The sequence below is a fragment of the Dactylosporangium sp. CS-033363 genome, assembly GCF_050942475.1.
Lineage (GTDB): Bacteria > Actinomycetota > Actinomycetes > Mycobacteriales > Micromonosporaceae > Dactylosporangium.
In genome coordinates, this window is sequence record NZ_CP192032.1 from 4,055,954 (window position 1) to 4,070,814 (window position 14,861).

Sequence of the window (14,861 nt, forward strand, 5' to 3'; positions counted from 1 at the left end):
GCGCGGCGATACCATCACGGCGCTTGAAGTCGAAGCGCCGGTGATAGGAGAGGTTCGTGCCTGTTGAGCGCTATGTCATCGCCGCTGCCGGCCTGCTTTCGCTGCTGGTTGTGATGGGTACGGTATTGCTGCTGCGCCGGAGCCGGCGGCCGCGGGTGCAGCGGGCCAAGCCGGGGACGATCACGGTCGCGGTGGTCGGGTTCAGCGGGGCGGGCAAGACGGTGCTGCTCGGCAGTTCGTTCACCCGGCTCATGTCGATGGACGGGGCCGGCGTGTTCGTGATCGGTTCCGACAAGCAGGTCGCCAGGCTGTTCGAGCTGCAGCGCGAGACCGCCGGCGAGGGCGGCCGCGCGTCCTGGCCGGCCATGACGATCGAGGACGGGCTGGAGCAGTGGGAGTTCACCGTCAAGGTGCGCACGGCGTCGTCGCAGGTGTTCGACGTTCTACGTATCGACTACTTCGACTATCCCGGCCACAGTTTCGCGAATTTGTTCCGGCATCCGGATGATCCGCAGACCGTGGTTGTGCTGCAGGCCTTCAAATCGGCCCACGCGGTGCTGGGCGTCATCGACGGATTCAAGCTCCGGCGATTTCTGGACGGGATCCGTGAGGAGGCGTCGGAGGAGGATTTCGAATATCAGCTGCGTGCCCTGCTCAGCAGTCTGACCCAGCTGCATCGGCCGGTGCAGCTGGTCCTCACCAAGTGGGACCTGCTGCTCGATACGTACAAGCTGGAGAAAGTCGTCGAACGCCTCATGGAAATCGAGCACTTCCGGCGTTTCGCCGAATTCCACATCAAGCATGGTGTCGCGTGCCGCCTGATTCCCGTCAGCGCGGTCGGCCCGGGGTACGCGGAACACGACGGGAAGGCGATGGTGCGCCACGAGGGCAAGCGCCTGGACCCGAGGCAGGTCGAGATGCCACTGGCCTGTGCGCTGACCCCCGAGGATCACGTCCTGATCCGCGAGAGCGAGGCCGGCGACAGCGCGCTGGGGCGCTTGGTGGCGCGGCTGGCGGCGTCGCCGTTCCGTTTGACGGTCGCGTTTCCGTTCGTCTCGGTCGGGATCGGCGGCGGCGACGCGAGCCCCCCGGGGGACGCGCAGCGAGGCCCGGGCGCCGGTGCCCGCCCCGCCGTCTCGTGGCTCTATCCGCGATCGCACGGCAAGACCGCCAGCAACTACTTCGCGAACCTCACCCTGAAGCTGGACAGCGAGTTCCGCGCCTGCCGGCTCGACCGGTACCAGCGGCCGCGCGACCGGTCGGCGACCTCGTGAGTGGCGGCGGACTGGCCGCGTGGCCGTACGCGGTCGGGTCGTCGCGGCGGCAGGACTTCCGGACCGTGCTGCGGCCGGCGTTCGAGCCGGCGGAGCGGCTCGCCTCGGTGCTCGAAGCGGCCACCAACGGCCACGCGCTGCCCGAGGCCGCCCTGACGTCGGGCCTGGTGGTGATCCGCGAGATCGAGGACGCCGCGCTGGCACCGCTGACGCTGGTGTACTGGATCGTCGCGGCCCGCGGCGCGGACTTCGGGGTCGGCGGGGACGAGGCGCTCCGGGACGCGGCCGGGCGGACGATCGAGGTTCGCGAGGGGCTCGCCGTGCGCGACAGTGCGGAGCGCGTGCGGGCGGCCGGCATCACCCGGGCCGACATCGGCGAGGCGCATCGCCAGGTGCGGGACGCGTACGCCGCGTTCTGGTCCGCCACCGGCCCGTTCCATCCGCCCGCGTCGCGGCCGATTCAGCTCGGCGGGCACGGGGCGGCGGCGACCGAGCCGTTGGTGCGCTGCGAGCCGTACCGGCCGCCCGTGCCGCCCGACGACCCGGCCCCGCCCGTCCGGGCGCGGCGCGGGTTCGCCGCTGCGGTTGTCGCGCTGGTCGTGCTGGCCGCCGCCGCGGGTGGGCTCGCCGGTTGGGCCGCCCGCGGCGCGCCGCCGCCTCCGGTCGCAGCCCCGAGCGCGTCGCCGTCGCCGTCCCCCTCGCCGTCGCCCAGTCCGGCGGCGCGACCCGCGGGCGGTCCGTTCGAGCTCGTTGCCGCGGTGTGCGAGGCCGTGCGGAGCCGCGACTTCCGCACGGTTCACGAGTGGCTGACCGGGGACTATCGGCAACGCCTGCCGGAGGAGGAGCTGGCGGGGGTTGTGGTGGGCACAGGCGGTACAAACGCGGCTTGTATCAAGGCCTCCGTGCAGGACCGCACTGGCTCTGTCACGGTCGTCTCCGGCCACGACACCAGGGTGCTGACGCTCAAGATCGAGCCGACCGAGGCGGGGGCGTGGGAGATCGCCGACATCGCGGTCGAGGCGCCGGCGCAGCCCTCCGCGGGTCGTTCGGGCGGAGGTTGAGCTGTTTCATCACTCCGCCGGGCCGGGCTCGATCGGGTGGACGCCGCCGACGCCGATGCCCTTGGTCGAGCAGACGCGGTCGGGCAGCGGTACGAACACTGGGGTTGTCTCGTCGGGCGGGTAGACGCGTAGGCCGGCGGCGTCGACGGGGTTGCAGTTGTTGTACAAGTCCGGCTGGCCGTGTTGCAGCAGTGCGTGGGCGGTGGCGTGCGGGGCGAGGACGACGCGGTCGGGTGGGGTGTCGGTTCGCCGCGCGTAGGGGTCGTTGATCTGCTGTCCCGTGGGGCCTGTTGTCCAGGAGACGCCCGGGTAGCCCAGTAGCGTGCAGGTGCGGCCGGAGACGTTGGTGAAGACCAGGTACACGTACAGGCTGCCGGCCGCCCCGCCGGCGCCGCCCGTGCTGAGTTTGAGGTCCCCGGTGTGGCACCGGGTGGGCAGCGCGGCGGACGTGGTGGTCGCCGGCGGGGACGGCGATTGTCTGACCGGCGCCGGGGGTGAGGACGTGGCGGACGGCGCCGGCGACGCGGACGAGGCCGGCTCGGGAGTGGGTGCCGGGACGGTCGCGATCCGGTACGCCACACCCGTGACGCCGGCCAGCAGGACCGTCACGGCCGCGGCGACGGCGGTGACCCGCACCGTGCGGCGGCGGCGGGCTGTGCGGGCGATCCGGTCGTACGCTCCGGGCGCGGCGGGCAGCGGCTCGACGCGGTGCCGGTCCAGCCAGTCGTCGAACTGGTCGTCGGGGTCAGTCATCGATGCCGTCCAGTCCCGCTCGGATGCGCGCCTTGGCGTGGAACAGGTCTGACTTCACGGTGCCCTCCGGGCGGCCGACGATTGCCGCGACCTCCCGGACCGAGAAGCCGGCGAGATAGTGCAGCAGCAGGGCGGTGCGCTGGTGCTCGGGCAGCGGTTCGAGCATCGCGCGCAGGTCGCCGCCGCGTTCGGGGCGTCCGTCCGGGCCGCCGCGGTCGTCCGAGGCGATGAGACCGAGGGCGCGGCGTTCCCGCTGTGCGCGGCGCCAGTGGTCGCGCAGCAGGTTCACGGCGACCTTGTACAGGTAGGCGTGCGGATCGTACGAGTCCGACCAGCGCGACAGCAGCCGGGTGAACGCCTCGGCCGCGATGTCGTGCGCGGTCTCGTCGTCGTCGACCTGCCGGCGCACCCAGCCGGCGAGGCGCGCGTAGTTCGCCGCGAAGAAGTCTCGCCGCGCGTCGTCGTGCCCCGCCAACCGGCCCGCCTCTCGGAGCGTCCCCGGAACCGTCACGTACTGTACGACGCGGGATCGACGCATCGGTTGAGATGATGTGTCACCATTTTCGGCATGGACGGCTGGATATCGATCGCGTCGTACGAGAACCTGCCGGGCTGCCCGCGCCCCGCGTCGGCCGTGCGGGCCTGACTGCGCGAGCGGGGCATCGACTGGATGCCCATCGACGCTGACGACATTCGCGTCAACCTCTGCTGTGGGCCGGACCCCGCGCTCGGGCGCTGGCGCGGCTTCTTCGACATCTGGGTCGCGCCCGAGCCGTTGCGCCGCCTCGGTCTGCACCCGGACCAGCCGACCGCGCGCATCGTGGGGCCGTCCCCGCCGGCCTGGTGGCACGCGGAGGCCGAACGCACCTGGCACCGCCGGCCCGACGCCGCGGCCGAACCCCGGCCCCGCCGCCGATGGCGCCTCGGCTGACCCTGCCGCCGGTGGCGCCGCAGCTGACCCCGCCGCCGGTGGCGCCGCAGCTGACCTCGGCGGCGATGATGTGACCATGACCGACTACGGACCTCTGCTGGCCCGCATCGCGGCGCGGGCCGCCGAGGACGACCCGATGCTGCCGCTCGACGCGCGCCCCGCCCCGTTGAGCGCCGCGGACCTCGACCGGGCCGAGCGCGAGCTTGGATTTCCGCTGCACCCGCTGCTGGCCGCGGTCTACGGCACCATCGCCAACGGCGGATTCGGCCCCGACTACCAGCTGCTCAGCCTGGTGTCGGGGCCGACCGGCGAGCAGGCCGTGGACGTCTACAAGACCAAACGCCACGACGCCGCCGGTACCGCATGGGCCTGGCCCGAAGCAGTCCTGCCCATCCTGAACTGGGGGTGCGCCATGTACGCGTGCGTCGACTGCCGCACCGACGAGGGGACTGTCCTGCTGTTCGAGCCCAACCCGGGCGTTCCGGAGATGGCGTGGTACGTCGACGCTCCGAGCCTCGAATCGTGGTTCGAGGGCTATGTCAACCGCACCGGCTGGTGGGACCGGCTCGAGGGCGGCGAGGATCCCGACATGCCGCCCTGGCCCGATTTCAACGCCAGGCGATGAGTTTCGCGCGTCCCGGCCGTACACCTTCCAGGAACTCTGACCTTGAAGGAGCGGGACGTGACCGATGACGACATCCGGGCGGCCGTGGCGGGGGAGCGCGCCGACCTCGCGGACGTGCTCGCCGCCCTGGCGCCCGAGCAGTGGGACGCGCCGACGCTGTGCGCGGGGTGGCGGGTGCGCGAAGTGGTCGCGCACATCACGCTGCCGTTCCGTTCGAGTGCGCTCAAAGTGGCGTTCGAGCTTGTCCGTTCGGGCGGATTCAACCGCATGGCCGACCGCACGGCCCGGCGCGACGCTGCGCGCATGAGCAGTGCGCAACTGCTCGCTTCGGTGCGCGACAACATCGCGCACCCGTGGACACCACCCGGCGGCGGCCCGGTCGGCGCGCTGTCCCACGACGTCATCCACGGGCTGGACATCACCGTCGGGCTCGGCCTGGACCGGCGGGTGCCGCTGGACCGGATGGCGATGGTGCTGGGCGGGATGAGCCCGCGCAACATCGCGTTCTTCGGCGTCGACCTGACCGGGAAACGCCTGGAGGCCACCGACCTCGACTGGCACTACGGCACCGGCGAACCGGTGCGCGCCCCGGCACAGGACCTGCTGCTCATGGCGTGCGGCCGCCGCCGGCCGTGAGTGGCCCGCGGTCGGTGTCGGCCGTGAGTGGCGTGCGGGCGGTGTCCGCCGTGAGTGGCGTGCGGGCGGTGTCCGCCGTGAGTGGCGTGCGGCCGGCGCCGGCTGTGAGTGGCGTGCGGTCGGTGTTCGCCGTGAGTGGCGTGCGGGCGGCGCCCGTCGTGAGGCCGTCCAGGATGAGCGACAGCATCGGCTGGGAGCGGTCCTCGGGCAGCGCGGCGGCCCGCCACAGCGCGCCGGTGAGCTGCAGGAAGTCGCGCGGATCGGCGTCGGCGCGGATGACGCCGGCCGCCTTGCCCGCGTCCAGCAATTGCGTGATGGCGCCGATCACCGGCCCGTACGAGCGCTCGGTGATCGACTGGTGCAGCCCCGGACTGAGCGCGTCGCCGAGCCCGTGCTTGCGCCGCATGGCGTCGACGAGCTCGGTGGTCCACCCGCGCAGCGCCTCGAGCGGCGGCTGCGCGGCGAGATGGTCCGGCACCGATTCGATCAGCCGGTCGAGGTCGAGCTGGTAGACGGCCAGGACGAGCGCCTCGCGGGTCGGGTAGTTGCGGTACAGCGTGCCCGGCCCGACCCCGGCCCGCTGGGCGATCTGGTTCATCGACGTGCCGCCGTCCTCGGCCAGCGCCTGCCGCGCCACCTCCAGGATGCGGGCGCGGTTCTCCCGCGCATCAGCCCGTACCATGTGATCGCCCTTTTCTGGAGAACTCTCCGGATAGCGTACCCTACGATCGCGTGAAGAAGCGGGTGACGTCCTCGGCCGCGGTCGGCGACAGCATCATCGCCTGCACCCGGGCCGACATCTCGCCGATCTCCTGTGCGCGAACGAACATCGCCGCCTCGTACGCCCGGATCGCGGCGTCCGGATCGTTCGGGTTCGCGGCCAGCGCGGCGGCGAGTTCGGCGGCGTCGAGCATCGCCTGGTTCGCGCCCTCGCCGACCGGCGGCATGAGGTGGGCGGCGTCGCCGATGAGGGTGACGCCCGGGCGGTGGTCCCAGCGCACGCCGATCGGCAGCGCCTCGATCCGCCGCGGCACCGGCTCCCCGTCGGCCGCCTCGATGAGTGCGGTCACGCGGGAATCCCAGCCATCGAACAACTGCAAAAGTTCCGCTCTTGTACCGACTGTGCCCACCTCCTCGCGCATGGACACGCCGACGCGGATGGTGCCGTCGCCCAGGCGTTGCGCGGCCAGGATCTGGTTCACGCCGATGCACCACAGGTTCCCCGGCCCGACCAGCTCGCCGACCTCCGGGTGGCGGCGGTCGGCGTCGGCGATGCTCAGCTCGACGAGCGTGGCCACATAGGACGGTCGCGCGTCGGTCAGCAGCGGCCGCACGATCGACCGGGCGCCGTCCGCGCCGACCAGGACGTCGCAGCCGGAGGTTGGAGCGCACTCGAAGGACAGCTCGAACCCGCCGCCGTCGCGGGGCGTCGCCGCGAGGAGCCGCCGGCCCCACGCCACGGTGCCGTCCGGGAGCGAGTCGAGCAGCAGGTCGCGCAGCGCGTTCCGGTCGATCTCCGGCCGCCCGTCGAACGTCCCGGGGCGCGGCAGGTGGTGCACGAGCACGCGGCCCGACGGGTCGAGGATGCGGTGCTCCTCGCCCTCGGGGCGGGCCTGCGACCGGAACCGCCCGTCGAGCCCCGCCGCGGCGAGTGCGTGCTGGCCGGACTCGGGGTGCAGGTCGAGCGAGCCGCCCTGGGAGCGGGCGGATCGGCCGGCCTCCCGCTCGTACACGATGGTCTGGATTCCCCGCAGGTGCAGGATTCGGGCCAGCGTCAACCCGCCGAGCCCGCCGCCCGCGATCGCGATTCGCATGTCCTTACCGTACACTGTATCTTGTGGATACGCCGTACGCTAATGTGCCGGTCTGGGAACGGCCGGAGCCGCAGCCGCGGGCCGCGCCGGTGCCGCTGAGCCGCGCGAAGATCGCCGCCGCGGCCGTGCGGCTGGCCGACGAGCACGGGCTGGACGGCCTCTCCGTGCGCAAGCTGGCCGGGGCGCTCGGCGTCGGGCCGATGCGGCTGTACGACTACGTGGCCAACCGCGCCGAGATCCTCGACCTGATGGTGGACGCCGTGTACGCCGAGATCGCGCAGGCCGGCGACGGGTCCGACTGGCGCGCCACGGTCCTGGCGATCAAGCACCGGACCCGGGGGTCGGCCCTGCGGCACGAGTGGTTCGCCGACCTGCTCGGCGGGCGGCCGCACCTCGGCCCCAACGCCCTCGCGGTGGGGGAGTCGACCGCGGCGGCGCTGAGTCAGGCCCCCGGCGTGCGCGGCCTCGACGAGCTGCAGCGGGCCCTGGGCGCGCTGAACGCCTTCATGATCGGCGCCCTGCGCGCCGAGATCGCCGAGCGCCGCACCGCCCGCGCGACCGGCACCGAGCTGGCGGCGTGGCAGTCGAGCCTCGGGCCGTACCTGACCCGGATGCTCGACACCGGCCGCTATCCGACCGTCGCCCGCCTGGTCATCGACGGCGCGCACCTCGACCCCGGCGAGACGTTCGCCCGCAACCTGGAGACCGTCCTGAACGGCATCACCTGATCCGGTACCACCACGACTCCAGCTCGTCGTCCAGCGCATCGAGCTCGGCGTCGGTGGGCCGGTACCCGTCGGGCAGCTCGACCTCGAGGGCGCCGCTGCGGCACACGATTTCCCGCAGTTTCCGGACCGCCGGGACCGCCTCGAGGTCGGCCGGGTCGAACGGGGTGCCGCCGACGATCGACTGGTGGCCGAGGCCCCACCACAGCGCGATGAGCTCGGCGTCGCCGTCCTGTTCGGCAGCCGCGCACACGGTGGCCACCACGTCGATCAGCGGGACGGCGCGGGGCGGCTCGGCGTCGGCCCCGCGCAGCCGGCCCTCGTCGACCATGCGCTGCCAGAGGCGGGTGCCGGCTTCGCAGTACAGCCACGGCGGGCGGACATAGCCGTCCTGCACACCCTCGTCGTACTCGTCGTCACCGAGTTGGATGAAATCGTCCGTAAGGTGCGCAAGCTCGGGAAACTCGCTGAGCGGAAATCGATACGTGTGCCCGCTTTCCAGCAGGAGGTCCTCGACCCGGCCCATGGTGTGCGAGCAGTCGTGGCCGCGCTGGAAGGCATAGAGGGCCGTGCACGCATCGCGCAGCGGCGCGCCGTGCTTGTCCAGGGTCAGGATCGAGTGGAACACCAGGTCCTCGATGACATGCTCCGACACCGGCACAGGGTACCCGGCCCCGGACGTGTGTGAATGTGTTCGATTGGAACGTGTTGATCGTCTTCTCTTGACGGTTGCTGAGCATATTTGTTCAGATGAGTGCGCTCTCCGCAGCTCCGCCAACGCCGAAGGGGCATTCCACCATGCGAAGACTGGACAGGCGACTTGGCCAATTGCTGGCCGCCGCCGCCGTCGTCACGACCCTCACCATCCCGGCCGGGGCCGCCGCCGCCGCGCCGCCGCCGGACACCTCGCCCGCCTGGCACGCCGGCATCCCGCCGCTGGCCACCAAGTGGACCGGCAAGGTCGGCCCGGACAACGCGCTGCCGGAGTACCCGCGCCCGCAGCTGACCCGGGACAAGTGGCAGAACCTCAACGGCGTGTGGGAATTCGCGCGCGCCGACGTGAACCAGGCGGTGCCCGCGGGGCAGAGCCTGGGCGAGCGCGTGCTGGTGCCGTACCCCATCGAGTCGGCGCTGTCGGGCATTCAGCGGCACGAGGACCGCATGTGGTACCGGCGAACCTTCACCGTGCCCAAGAACTGGAACGTGGGGTCGGGCCAGCGGCTGCAGGTGCACTTCGGCGCCGTGGACTACGACGCAAGGGTGTACGTCAACGGGGCCCAGGTGGCCACGCACCGCGGCGGGTACGACGGCTTCGACGTCGACGTCACCGACGCGCTGACGGCGAGCGGGCCGCAGGAGCTCATCGTGTGGGCCGAGGACCTCACCGACGCGACGGGCCAGCCGATCGGCAAGCAGCGGCGCACCTCCGACCACGGCATCTTCTACCAGGGCAGCTCCGGCATCTGGCGGACCGTGTGGATGGAACCCGTTCCCGCGGCCTCCATCAGTGGCCTGGCCACCACGCCCGACGTGGCCGGCAGCGCGCTGAAGCTGACCGCGAGCGTCGCCGGCGGGACGAACCTCAAGGTCAAGGCGGTGGCCAAGAACGGCAACAAGGTCGTCGGCACGGTGACGGGGGCGGCGGGGACGGAGCTGCGACTGCCGGTACCGAATCCGAAGCTCTGGTCGCCGGACAGCCCGTTCCTCTATGACCTGCAGGTGAGCCTGCTCGACGGCAACAAGACCGTGGACACTGTCGGCTCCTACTTCGGCATGCGGACCATCGGCACGGCGCCGGGGGCCGACGGCAAGCTGCGGATCACCGTCAACGGCAAGATCCTGTTCAATCTGGCCAACCTGGATCAGGGATTCTGGCCCGACGGCCTGTACACCGCGCCGACCGACGCCGCCCTGAAGTGGGACCTCGAGCAGGACAAGGCGATGGGCTTCAACGCGGTGCGCAAGCACATCAAGGTCGAGCCCGACCGCTGGTACTACTGGGCCGACAAGCTCGGCCTGATGATCTGGCAGGACATGCCGGCCGCGAACACCGGCCCGATCCCGGAGGCGTGGCGCGGGCAGTTCGAGTCGGAGCTGCACGAGATGGTGCGCGAGCACAGTTCGTTCACGTCCATTGTGGCCTGGGTGCCGTTCAACGAGGGCTGGGGCGAGTGGGACCGCGCCGCCACCGGCCGCATCGCCGACGACGTCAAGGCCCAGGACCCGACCCGCCTGGTCGACGCGCACAGCGGCGTGAACTGCTGCAACTCGCACGGCGACTCCGGGCGTGGCGACGTGATCGATTTCCATCAGTACCTCGGGCCGGCGTCACCATCGCCGTCCGGCAACCGGGTGGCGATCGACGGTGAGCACGGCGGCTTCGGCCTCAAGACGTCCAACCACATGTGGTTCGGCGACGGGCAGGCGTACGAGATGGAGCCGGACTCGGCCACGCTCACCCGCAAGTACGTGGAGAACCAGGAGGCGGTCATCACCTCGGCCAAGGCCTGCGGCATCAGCGGCTCGATCTACACCCAGATCACCGACGTCGAGGCCGAGCTCAACGGCTTCTTCACCTACGACCGCCAGGTCACCAAGATGGACCTCAAGCAGGTCAAGGCCATCAACCAGAAGATCATCAAGCAGGCCGACGGCTCGGCGGCCAACGTCCCGCAGCCGCCGCCCGGCACCCCCGGCCTGACCGGCGTCGTGTTCTACCCGCTGGACGAGACCGGCGGCACCGTGGCCGCGGACGCGGCCGGCGACAACGACGCGAACCTGGTCGGCGGCGCCGCGTTCGTCGACGCCCACACCGGCAACGGCGTCTCCCTCGACGGCTCGACGCAGTACCTCGACGCCGGCAAGCCGCTGCTCAACACCGCCTCGGACTACTCGGCCGCGGCGTGGGTCAAGCTCGACAAGGCCGACGGCGCCTTCCAGACGGTCGTCAGCCAGGACGGCCCGACCAACAGCGACTTCTACCTGCAGTACTCCGGCGCGGACCAGCGCTTCGCGATGAGCTTCGCGGGCGTGCGGGCCCTGGCCCCGGTGAAGCCGAACGTGGGCCAGTGGTACCACCTTGTCGGCGTGCGCGACACGGTGAAGGGCGAGCTGCGGCTCTACGTGGACGGCGAACTGGCCGGCACCGCGAGCGCCTGCCTGCCCCAGTCCGGGCCGACCGGGCACACCGTCATCGGCCGCGGCAAGTTCGGCGGCAACCCGGTCGACTACCTCGACGGTACCGTCGATCAGGTGCACCTCTACGACCGCGCGCTGAGTGCGGACGAGATCCGGCAGTTGTTCGCCTCGAACAACTGATTCGGTTTCCGTGGCGGCGGGCCCGTGTTGCGCGGGCCCGCCGTTCGTTTCCGCGCGTTTCTTGTCGCTTCCGCGCGTTTCCGCGCGTTTCAGCGCATGAAGTCCTGGCAGCCGCCGCCGAGGATGAACGCCTCCTGGTTCACCGGCTCCAGTTTCTGATTCGGTACGTCGACGCGCCACTCCGTCGTCCGCTGGCCCGGCTGGATGACGACGGTGATGTCGTACACGCCCGGCTTGTCGGCCGGCGCGCCCTTGATGAACTGGTACGTGTCCACGCGATCGACGGTGTGCATCGAGTTGTGGCAGCTGGTGAACCGGTCGTCGAACAGCCGCAGCGCCTTGACCCTGAGATCGCCGCCCCCGTCGCCGCCGCCGCTCGGCGTCGGCGACGGGTCCCGTTTCGGGTCCGGTGCCGGTCCGTCCTGTTCGCCCGACGTGCCCCTGGGCCGGCCGAACGGCGTGTTCTTCTGCACGTCGACCAGCGCGAACACGTCGATGACGGCCGCGGCCGCCCGAACCTCGACGACGTGCTCGCGGGCGAACCTGTTCCAGGAGACGCCTTGGTACTTCGGGTTGCGGATCGCCGCCGGCGCCGTCAACGGGTTGCCGCAGTAGCACTTGGCGACCGGGCGGCCGTGGTCGTCGACCAGGACCGCGGTGCCGGCCTGCAGGACCGACTGGAGCGGGTTCGCCTTGCCGTCCTTGAAGCCGTGGTTGGTCACGGCGGTGTCGGCGCGCAGGACGACCGGGGTGAGCCTCGCGAAGTACCCGTCGAGGCCGGAAAAATCGGTTCCGACGGTTTCCGCCCAGGCCCGCCCCTTTTCCTCGTTTGCCTTGAGGAACTGCAGCATCTGGTTCTTGTCGCACGAGGAGTTGTCCTTGGTACCGCCGTACAGTCCGACGGTCTCCGCCGGATAGCGGCCGCCGATGCCGCTGGACGTGCCGACCTCGCCCGCGCCCGGCTCGTCCTTGCCGACGTTCTGCATGAACGGGTTCGCGCCCGCGGAGTTCACCGGTTCCAGTTGCACATCGGTGCCACGGCGGACGATCACGATGGCGGCGGCGATCGCGACGATCGCGACCAGGCCGAGGACGAGCCCGAGGACGGCGGCGGTACGGCTGCGCCGCGGCGGCTGAGGAGCGTACGACATTGTGGACCTCCCCGCGACATTCTGGCGGCGCCGGGGCGGGCCGAGACCTCCCGGCGGAGGAGGACGAACGAACTCATCGGGTCCGGCGGGTATCCACTTGGTGCGCATCGGCGCCCGGCCCGCTGGTTTGCGAGCCGGGCGCCGGTTTCCGAGTGTTTCCGCGAATTTCCCTGAGTTTCCTTGGGTTTCCGCGGGTTTCCGTCGGCCGGTGATGCTCGGGCGGCCGGCTTCCTGAGGTTTCCGTCGGCCGGCGATGCGGGGCGGCCGGTTTCCGGGAGTTTCCGTCGGCCGGCCTGGGGTTTCCGTCGGCCGGTGATGCGGGGCGGCCGGTTTCCGGGTGGGGTTTCCGGGAGTTTCCGTCGGCCGGCCTGGGGTTTCCGTCAGCCGGTGATGCTCGGGCGGCCGGTTTCCAGGTGGCCGACGAGGCGCTGCGACCAGGAGGCGTCGCAGTCGGCGGTGACGGTGAGGTCGTACCAGCCGTGGGTCGCGTCGCAGGGGTTGATCGACCAGGTGCCGCTGCCGTGGGCGGACACGCGGACGGTCTGCGGGCGGCCCTTGACGTAGTTGTTGTGCGTGACCGTGAACGTCACCGGGCGCTTGGTGCGGTTGCGCAGTTCCAGGTGCAGCTTGGGCTCGCCGGAGAAGCGGCCGTCGTAGTACGACGCCTCGACCGCCAGGTCCTTGCCCGCCTTGGCCAGGTCGCCGGTGAAGCGGCGCAGGAAGCGGTTCGGGCCGGTGACCGTCAGGTCATACACGGTGTCGCCGTTGGCCGCGCCGACCGGGCCGGTGCCGTTGAGCGTCGCGCGGGCGGGGACCGTGTACTGGCCCGGGAACGCCGCCGGGTACTGGGTGAGCGCGGGGATGCCGGAGCGGTTGTTGTACACCGCGAAATGACTCGACTTGCTCGCGAAGGGCGCCACGTTGCTCAGGCGCAGGTTCGCCACCACGCCGGACGGGCCGGTCGTGAACCCGGTCAGGGTGGCGTTCGGCTGGTACGGCAACGGTCGCGCCCGCTTCGTGCCCGGTTCCTGGGCCGGCATGGCGTTGTCCCCGGGGAGCGGCGTGTACTCCATCTCCGGGACGAGCGGGCCGGTCGCGGGAAGGTGCGGCAGGCCGTACACCGGCTGACTGAAATCGAACGCCGAGGTCAGATCGCCGCACACCCGGCGCCGCCAGTCGCTGATGTTCGGGCACATCGCGGGTTTGCCGATGGACTTCGTCCACCGCTCGAGGAACTGGATGACCGATGTGTGGTCGGAAACCTCGCTGGTCACCCAGCCGCCGCGGGTCCACGGCGAGATCAGGATCAGCGGCACCCGGAACCCGAGGCCTACCGGGACCGGCGCGGTGACGCCGTACTCGCCGAGCGTGCCCGCGACGAACTCGTCGGCCTCGCCCGGGGCCGGCAGCGGCGGCGGCACGTGGTCGAACTGCCCGTCGTTCTCGTCGTAGTTGATGATGACGACGGTCGAGTTGAGCACGTCCGGGTCGGCGTTGAGCGCTTCGAGCACACCGCGCAGGAAGTACGCACCGTTGCTCGGCGCGGTGACCGGGTGCTCGGAGAAGAACTGGTTGTTCACGACCCACGTCACCTGCGGCAGCGTGCCCGCCTCGACGTCCGCGCGGATCGCGTTGACGATGTTGTCCGCGTTGCCGGACAGCCCGCCGATCGGCTCGGGGACGTTCTTCACCCCGTTGTCGTAGAACACGTTGCCGGGCGCGGCCGTCCCGCCCTGCGTGGGGTCGAGCTTCGCGAACGTGTCGAAGTACTCGAGGCCGTTGTCGCCGTAGTCGTCCTCGCACTGGTACACCCGCCAGCTCACGCCGGCCGCCTGCAGGTGCTCCGCGTAGGACTTCCACGGCAGGAACTTGCCGAGCTCGTCGCCGCCGGAGTACGCGGTGAAGTCGCCGTGCGCCTTGTTCGCGTTGATCGTGCCGCTCCACAGGTACGTGCGGTTCGGCCCGGTCGCGCTCAACACCGAGCAGTGGTACGCGTCGCCGACCGTGTAGGCGTCGGCCAGCGCGTAGTGGAACGGCAGGTCGTGCCGGTCGAGGTAACCCAGCGTGGTCGGGCCGCCCTTGGCGAACTGCCAGCCGTTCATGAGCCCGCCGTACCACGCGCCGTGCTGGTCCTCCCACCCGTGGCTCGTGCCGCCGTAGTTCGCGGCCCCGAGCTCGGCGGTGGACGGGATCGAGCCGTCCCACGTCTTCGCGCCGCTGAGCCGCCACGGGTACTGCGTCGCCGCCCCGCTCGTCGGTGTGACCGGCTGCTGCCACACGCTCTTGCCGCCGGGCAACAGGATCGTCGAGCGGTCGCCGAACCCGCGCACGCCCTTGAGCGCGCCGAAGTAGTGATCGAAGCTGCGGTTCTCCTGCATGATGACCATGACGTGCTTGATGTCGCGGATGTCGCCGTGGCGCTTTTGGTGCTCAGCGGCCGCCTGCGCTTGTGCGGTGTCGGCGGCCTGCGCCGTCTCGCCGGGCAGCGTCGCGCCGACGGCGGCGGCTCCGGTCACGGCGGCGGCGGTACCGAGGAAGCTTCTGCGGGAAAACTCGGACATTGATGGCCTCCG

Annotated in this window: 14 protein-coding genes; 7 read left to right on the forward strand and 7 right to left on the reverse strand. The window is 71.2% G+C overall.

What is annotated here, in order from left to right:
- The first annotated feature begins 56 nt into the window (after positions 1-56).
- A complete protein-coding gene (locus ACQPZ4_RS18795; RefSeq protein ID WP_433062549.1) occupies positions 57-1,274 on the forward strand; it encodes a TRAFAC clade GTPase domain-containing protein in 1,218 nt (405 codons plus the stop codon).
- Complete coding sequence (locus ACQPZ4_RS18800) at positions 1,271-2,335, forward strand: hypothetical protein (RefSeq protein ID WP_433062552.1); 1,065 nt, start codon at positions 1,271-1,273, stop codon at positions 2,333-2,335. The genes ACQPZ4_RS18795 and ACQPZ4_RS18800 overlap by 4 nt, the downstream gene beginning before the upstream one ends.
- A 9-nt stretch (positions 2,336-2,344) precedes the next feature.
- On the opposite strand, the gene ACQPZ4_RS18805 is transcribed toward ACQPZ4_RS18800, so the two are convergent.
- Positions 2,345-3,088: a DUF4232 domain-containing protein gene (locus ACQPZ4_RS18805; RefSeq protein WP_433062554.1), complete on the reverse strand. Its 744-nt coding sequence runs from the start codon at positions 3,086-3,088 to the stop codon at positions 2,345-2,347.
- On the reverse strand, positions 3,081-3,626 hold the full coding sequence (locus tag ACQPZ4_RS18810; RefSeq protein ID WP_433062556.1) for an RNA polymerase sigma factor: 546 nt from the start codon (positions 3,624-3,626) through the stop codon (positions 3,081-3,083). Before ACQPZ4_RS18810 ends, ACQPZ4_RS18805 begins: the two co-directional genes overlap by 8 nt.
- A gap of 132 nt (positions 3,627-3,758) precedes the next feature.
- Between ACQPZ4_RS18810 and ACQPZ4_RS18815 the strand changes: the two genes are divergently transcribed.
- From ACQPZ4_RS18815 to ACQPZ4_RS18825, 3 genes are all read left to right on the forward strand, one after another.
- A complete protein-coding gene (locus ACQPZ4_RS18815) occupies positions 3,759-4,019 on the forward strand; it encodes a hypothetical protein (RefSeq protein ID WP_433062558.1) in 261 nt (86 codons plus the stop codon).
- 76 nt (positions 4,020-4,095) lie between these two features.
- Entirely contained in the window at positions 4,096-4,644 is a 549-nt protein-coding gene (locus ACQPZ4_RS18820) for an SMI1/KNR4 family protein (RefSeq protein ID WP_433062560.1), read from the forward strand.
- 57 nt (positions 4,645-4,701) lie between these two features.
- Positions 4,702-5,280, forward strand: a complete 579-nt coding sequence (locus ACQPZ4_RS18825) for a maleylpyruvate isomerase family mycothiol-dependent enzyme (protein WP_433062563.1) — start codon at positions 4,702-4,704, stop codon at positions 5,278-5,280.
- On the opposite strand, the gene ACQPZ4_RS18830 is transcribed toward ACQPZ4_RS18825, so the two are convergent.
- Positions 5,252-5,962, reverse strand: a complete 711-nt coding sequence (locus ACQPZ4_RS18830; RefSeq protein WP_433062566.1) for a TetR/AcrR family transcriptional regulator — start codon at positions 5,960-5,962, stop codon at positions 5,252-5,254. The genes ACQPZ4_RS18825 and ACQPZ4_RS18830 overlap by 29 nt on opposite strands.
- Before the next feature lie 40 nt (positions 5,963-6,002).
- Positions 6,003-7,094 carry an FAD-dependent oxidoreductase gene (locus ACQPZ4_RS18835; protein ID WP_433062569.1) on the reverse strand — a complete coding sequence of 364 codons (1,092 nt, stop codon included), beginning with the start codon at positions 7,092-7,094 and terminating at the stop codon, positions 6,003-6,005.
- Between the two features lie 44 nt (positions 7,095-7,138).
- On the opposite strand from ACQPZ4_RS18835, the gene ACQPZ4_RS18840 reads away from it, so the two are divergent.
- Positions 7,139-7,822 carry a TetR/AcrR family transcriptional regulator gene (locus tag ACQPZ4_RS18840; RefSeq protein ID WP_433062571.1) on the forward strand — a complete coding sequence of 228 codons (684 nt, stop codon included), beginning with the start codon at positions 7,139-7,141 and terminating at the stop codon, positions 7,820-7,822.
- Here ACQPZ4_RS18840 and ACQPZ4_RS18845 read toward each other — a convergent pair.
- Entirely contained in the window at positions 7,815-8,474 is a 660-nt protein-coding gene (locus ACQPZ4_RS18845; protein ID WP_433062573.1) for a hypothetical protein, read from the reverse strand. The genes ACQPZ4_RS18840 and ACQPZ4_RS18845 overlap by 8 nt on opposite strands.
- A gap of 143 nt (positions 8,475-8,617) precedes the next feature.
- Between ACQPZ4_RS18845 and ACQPZ4_RS18850 the strand changes: the two genes are divergently transcribed.
- The gene (locus tag ACQPZ4_RS18850) at positions 8,618-11,137 is read left to right on the forward strand and encodes a LamG-like jellyroll fold domain-containing protein (RefSeq protein ID WP_433062575.1); all 2,520 of its coding nucleotides are present in this window, start codon (positions 8,618-8,620) and stop codon (positions 11,135-11,137) included.
- An 89-nt stretch (positions 11,138-11,226) separates the two neighbouring features.
- Here ACQPZ4_RS18850 and ACQPZ4_RS18855 read toward each other — a convergent pair whose 3' ends face one another.
- Both ACQPZ4_RS18855 and ACQPZ4_RS18860 read right to left on the reverse strand, forming a co-directional pair.
- On the reverse strand, positions 11,227-12,288 hold the full coding sequence (locus ACQPZ4_RS18855) for a DUF6777 domain-containing protein (protein WP_433062577.1): 1,062 nt from the start codon (positions 12,286-12,288) through the stop codon (positions 11,227-11,229).
- 380 nt (positions 12,289-12,668) lie between these two features.
- Positions 12,669-14,849 (reverse strand): phosphocholine-specific phospholipase C, encoded by a 2,181-nt coding sequence (locus ACQPZ4_RS18860; RefSeq protein ID WP_433062580.1) that lies wholly within the window; start codon positions 14,847-14,849, stop codon positions 12,669-12,671.
- Positions 14,850-14,861: the final 12 nt, after the last annotated feature.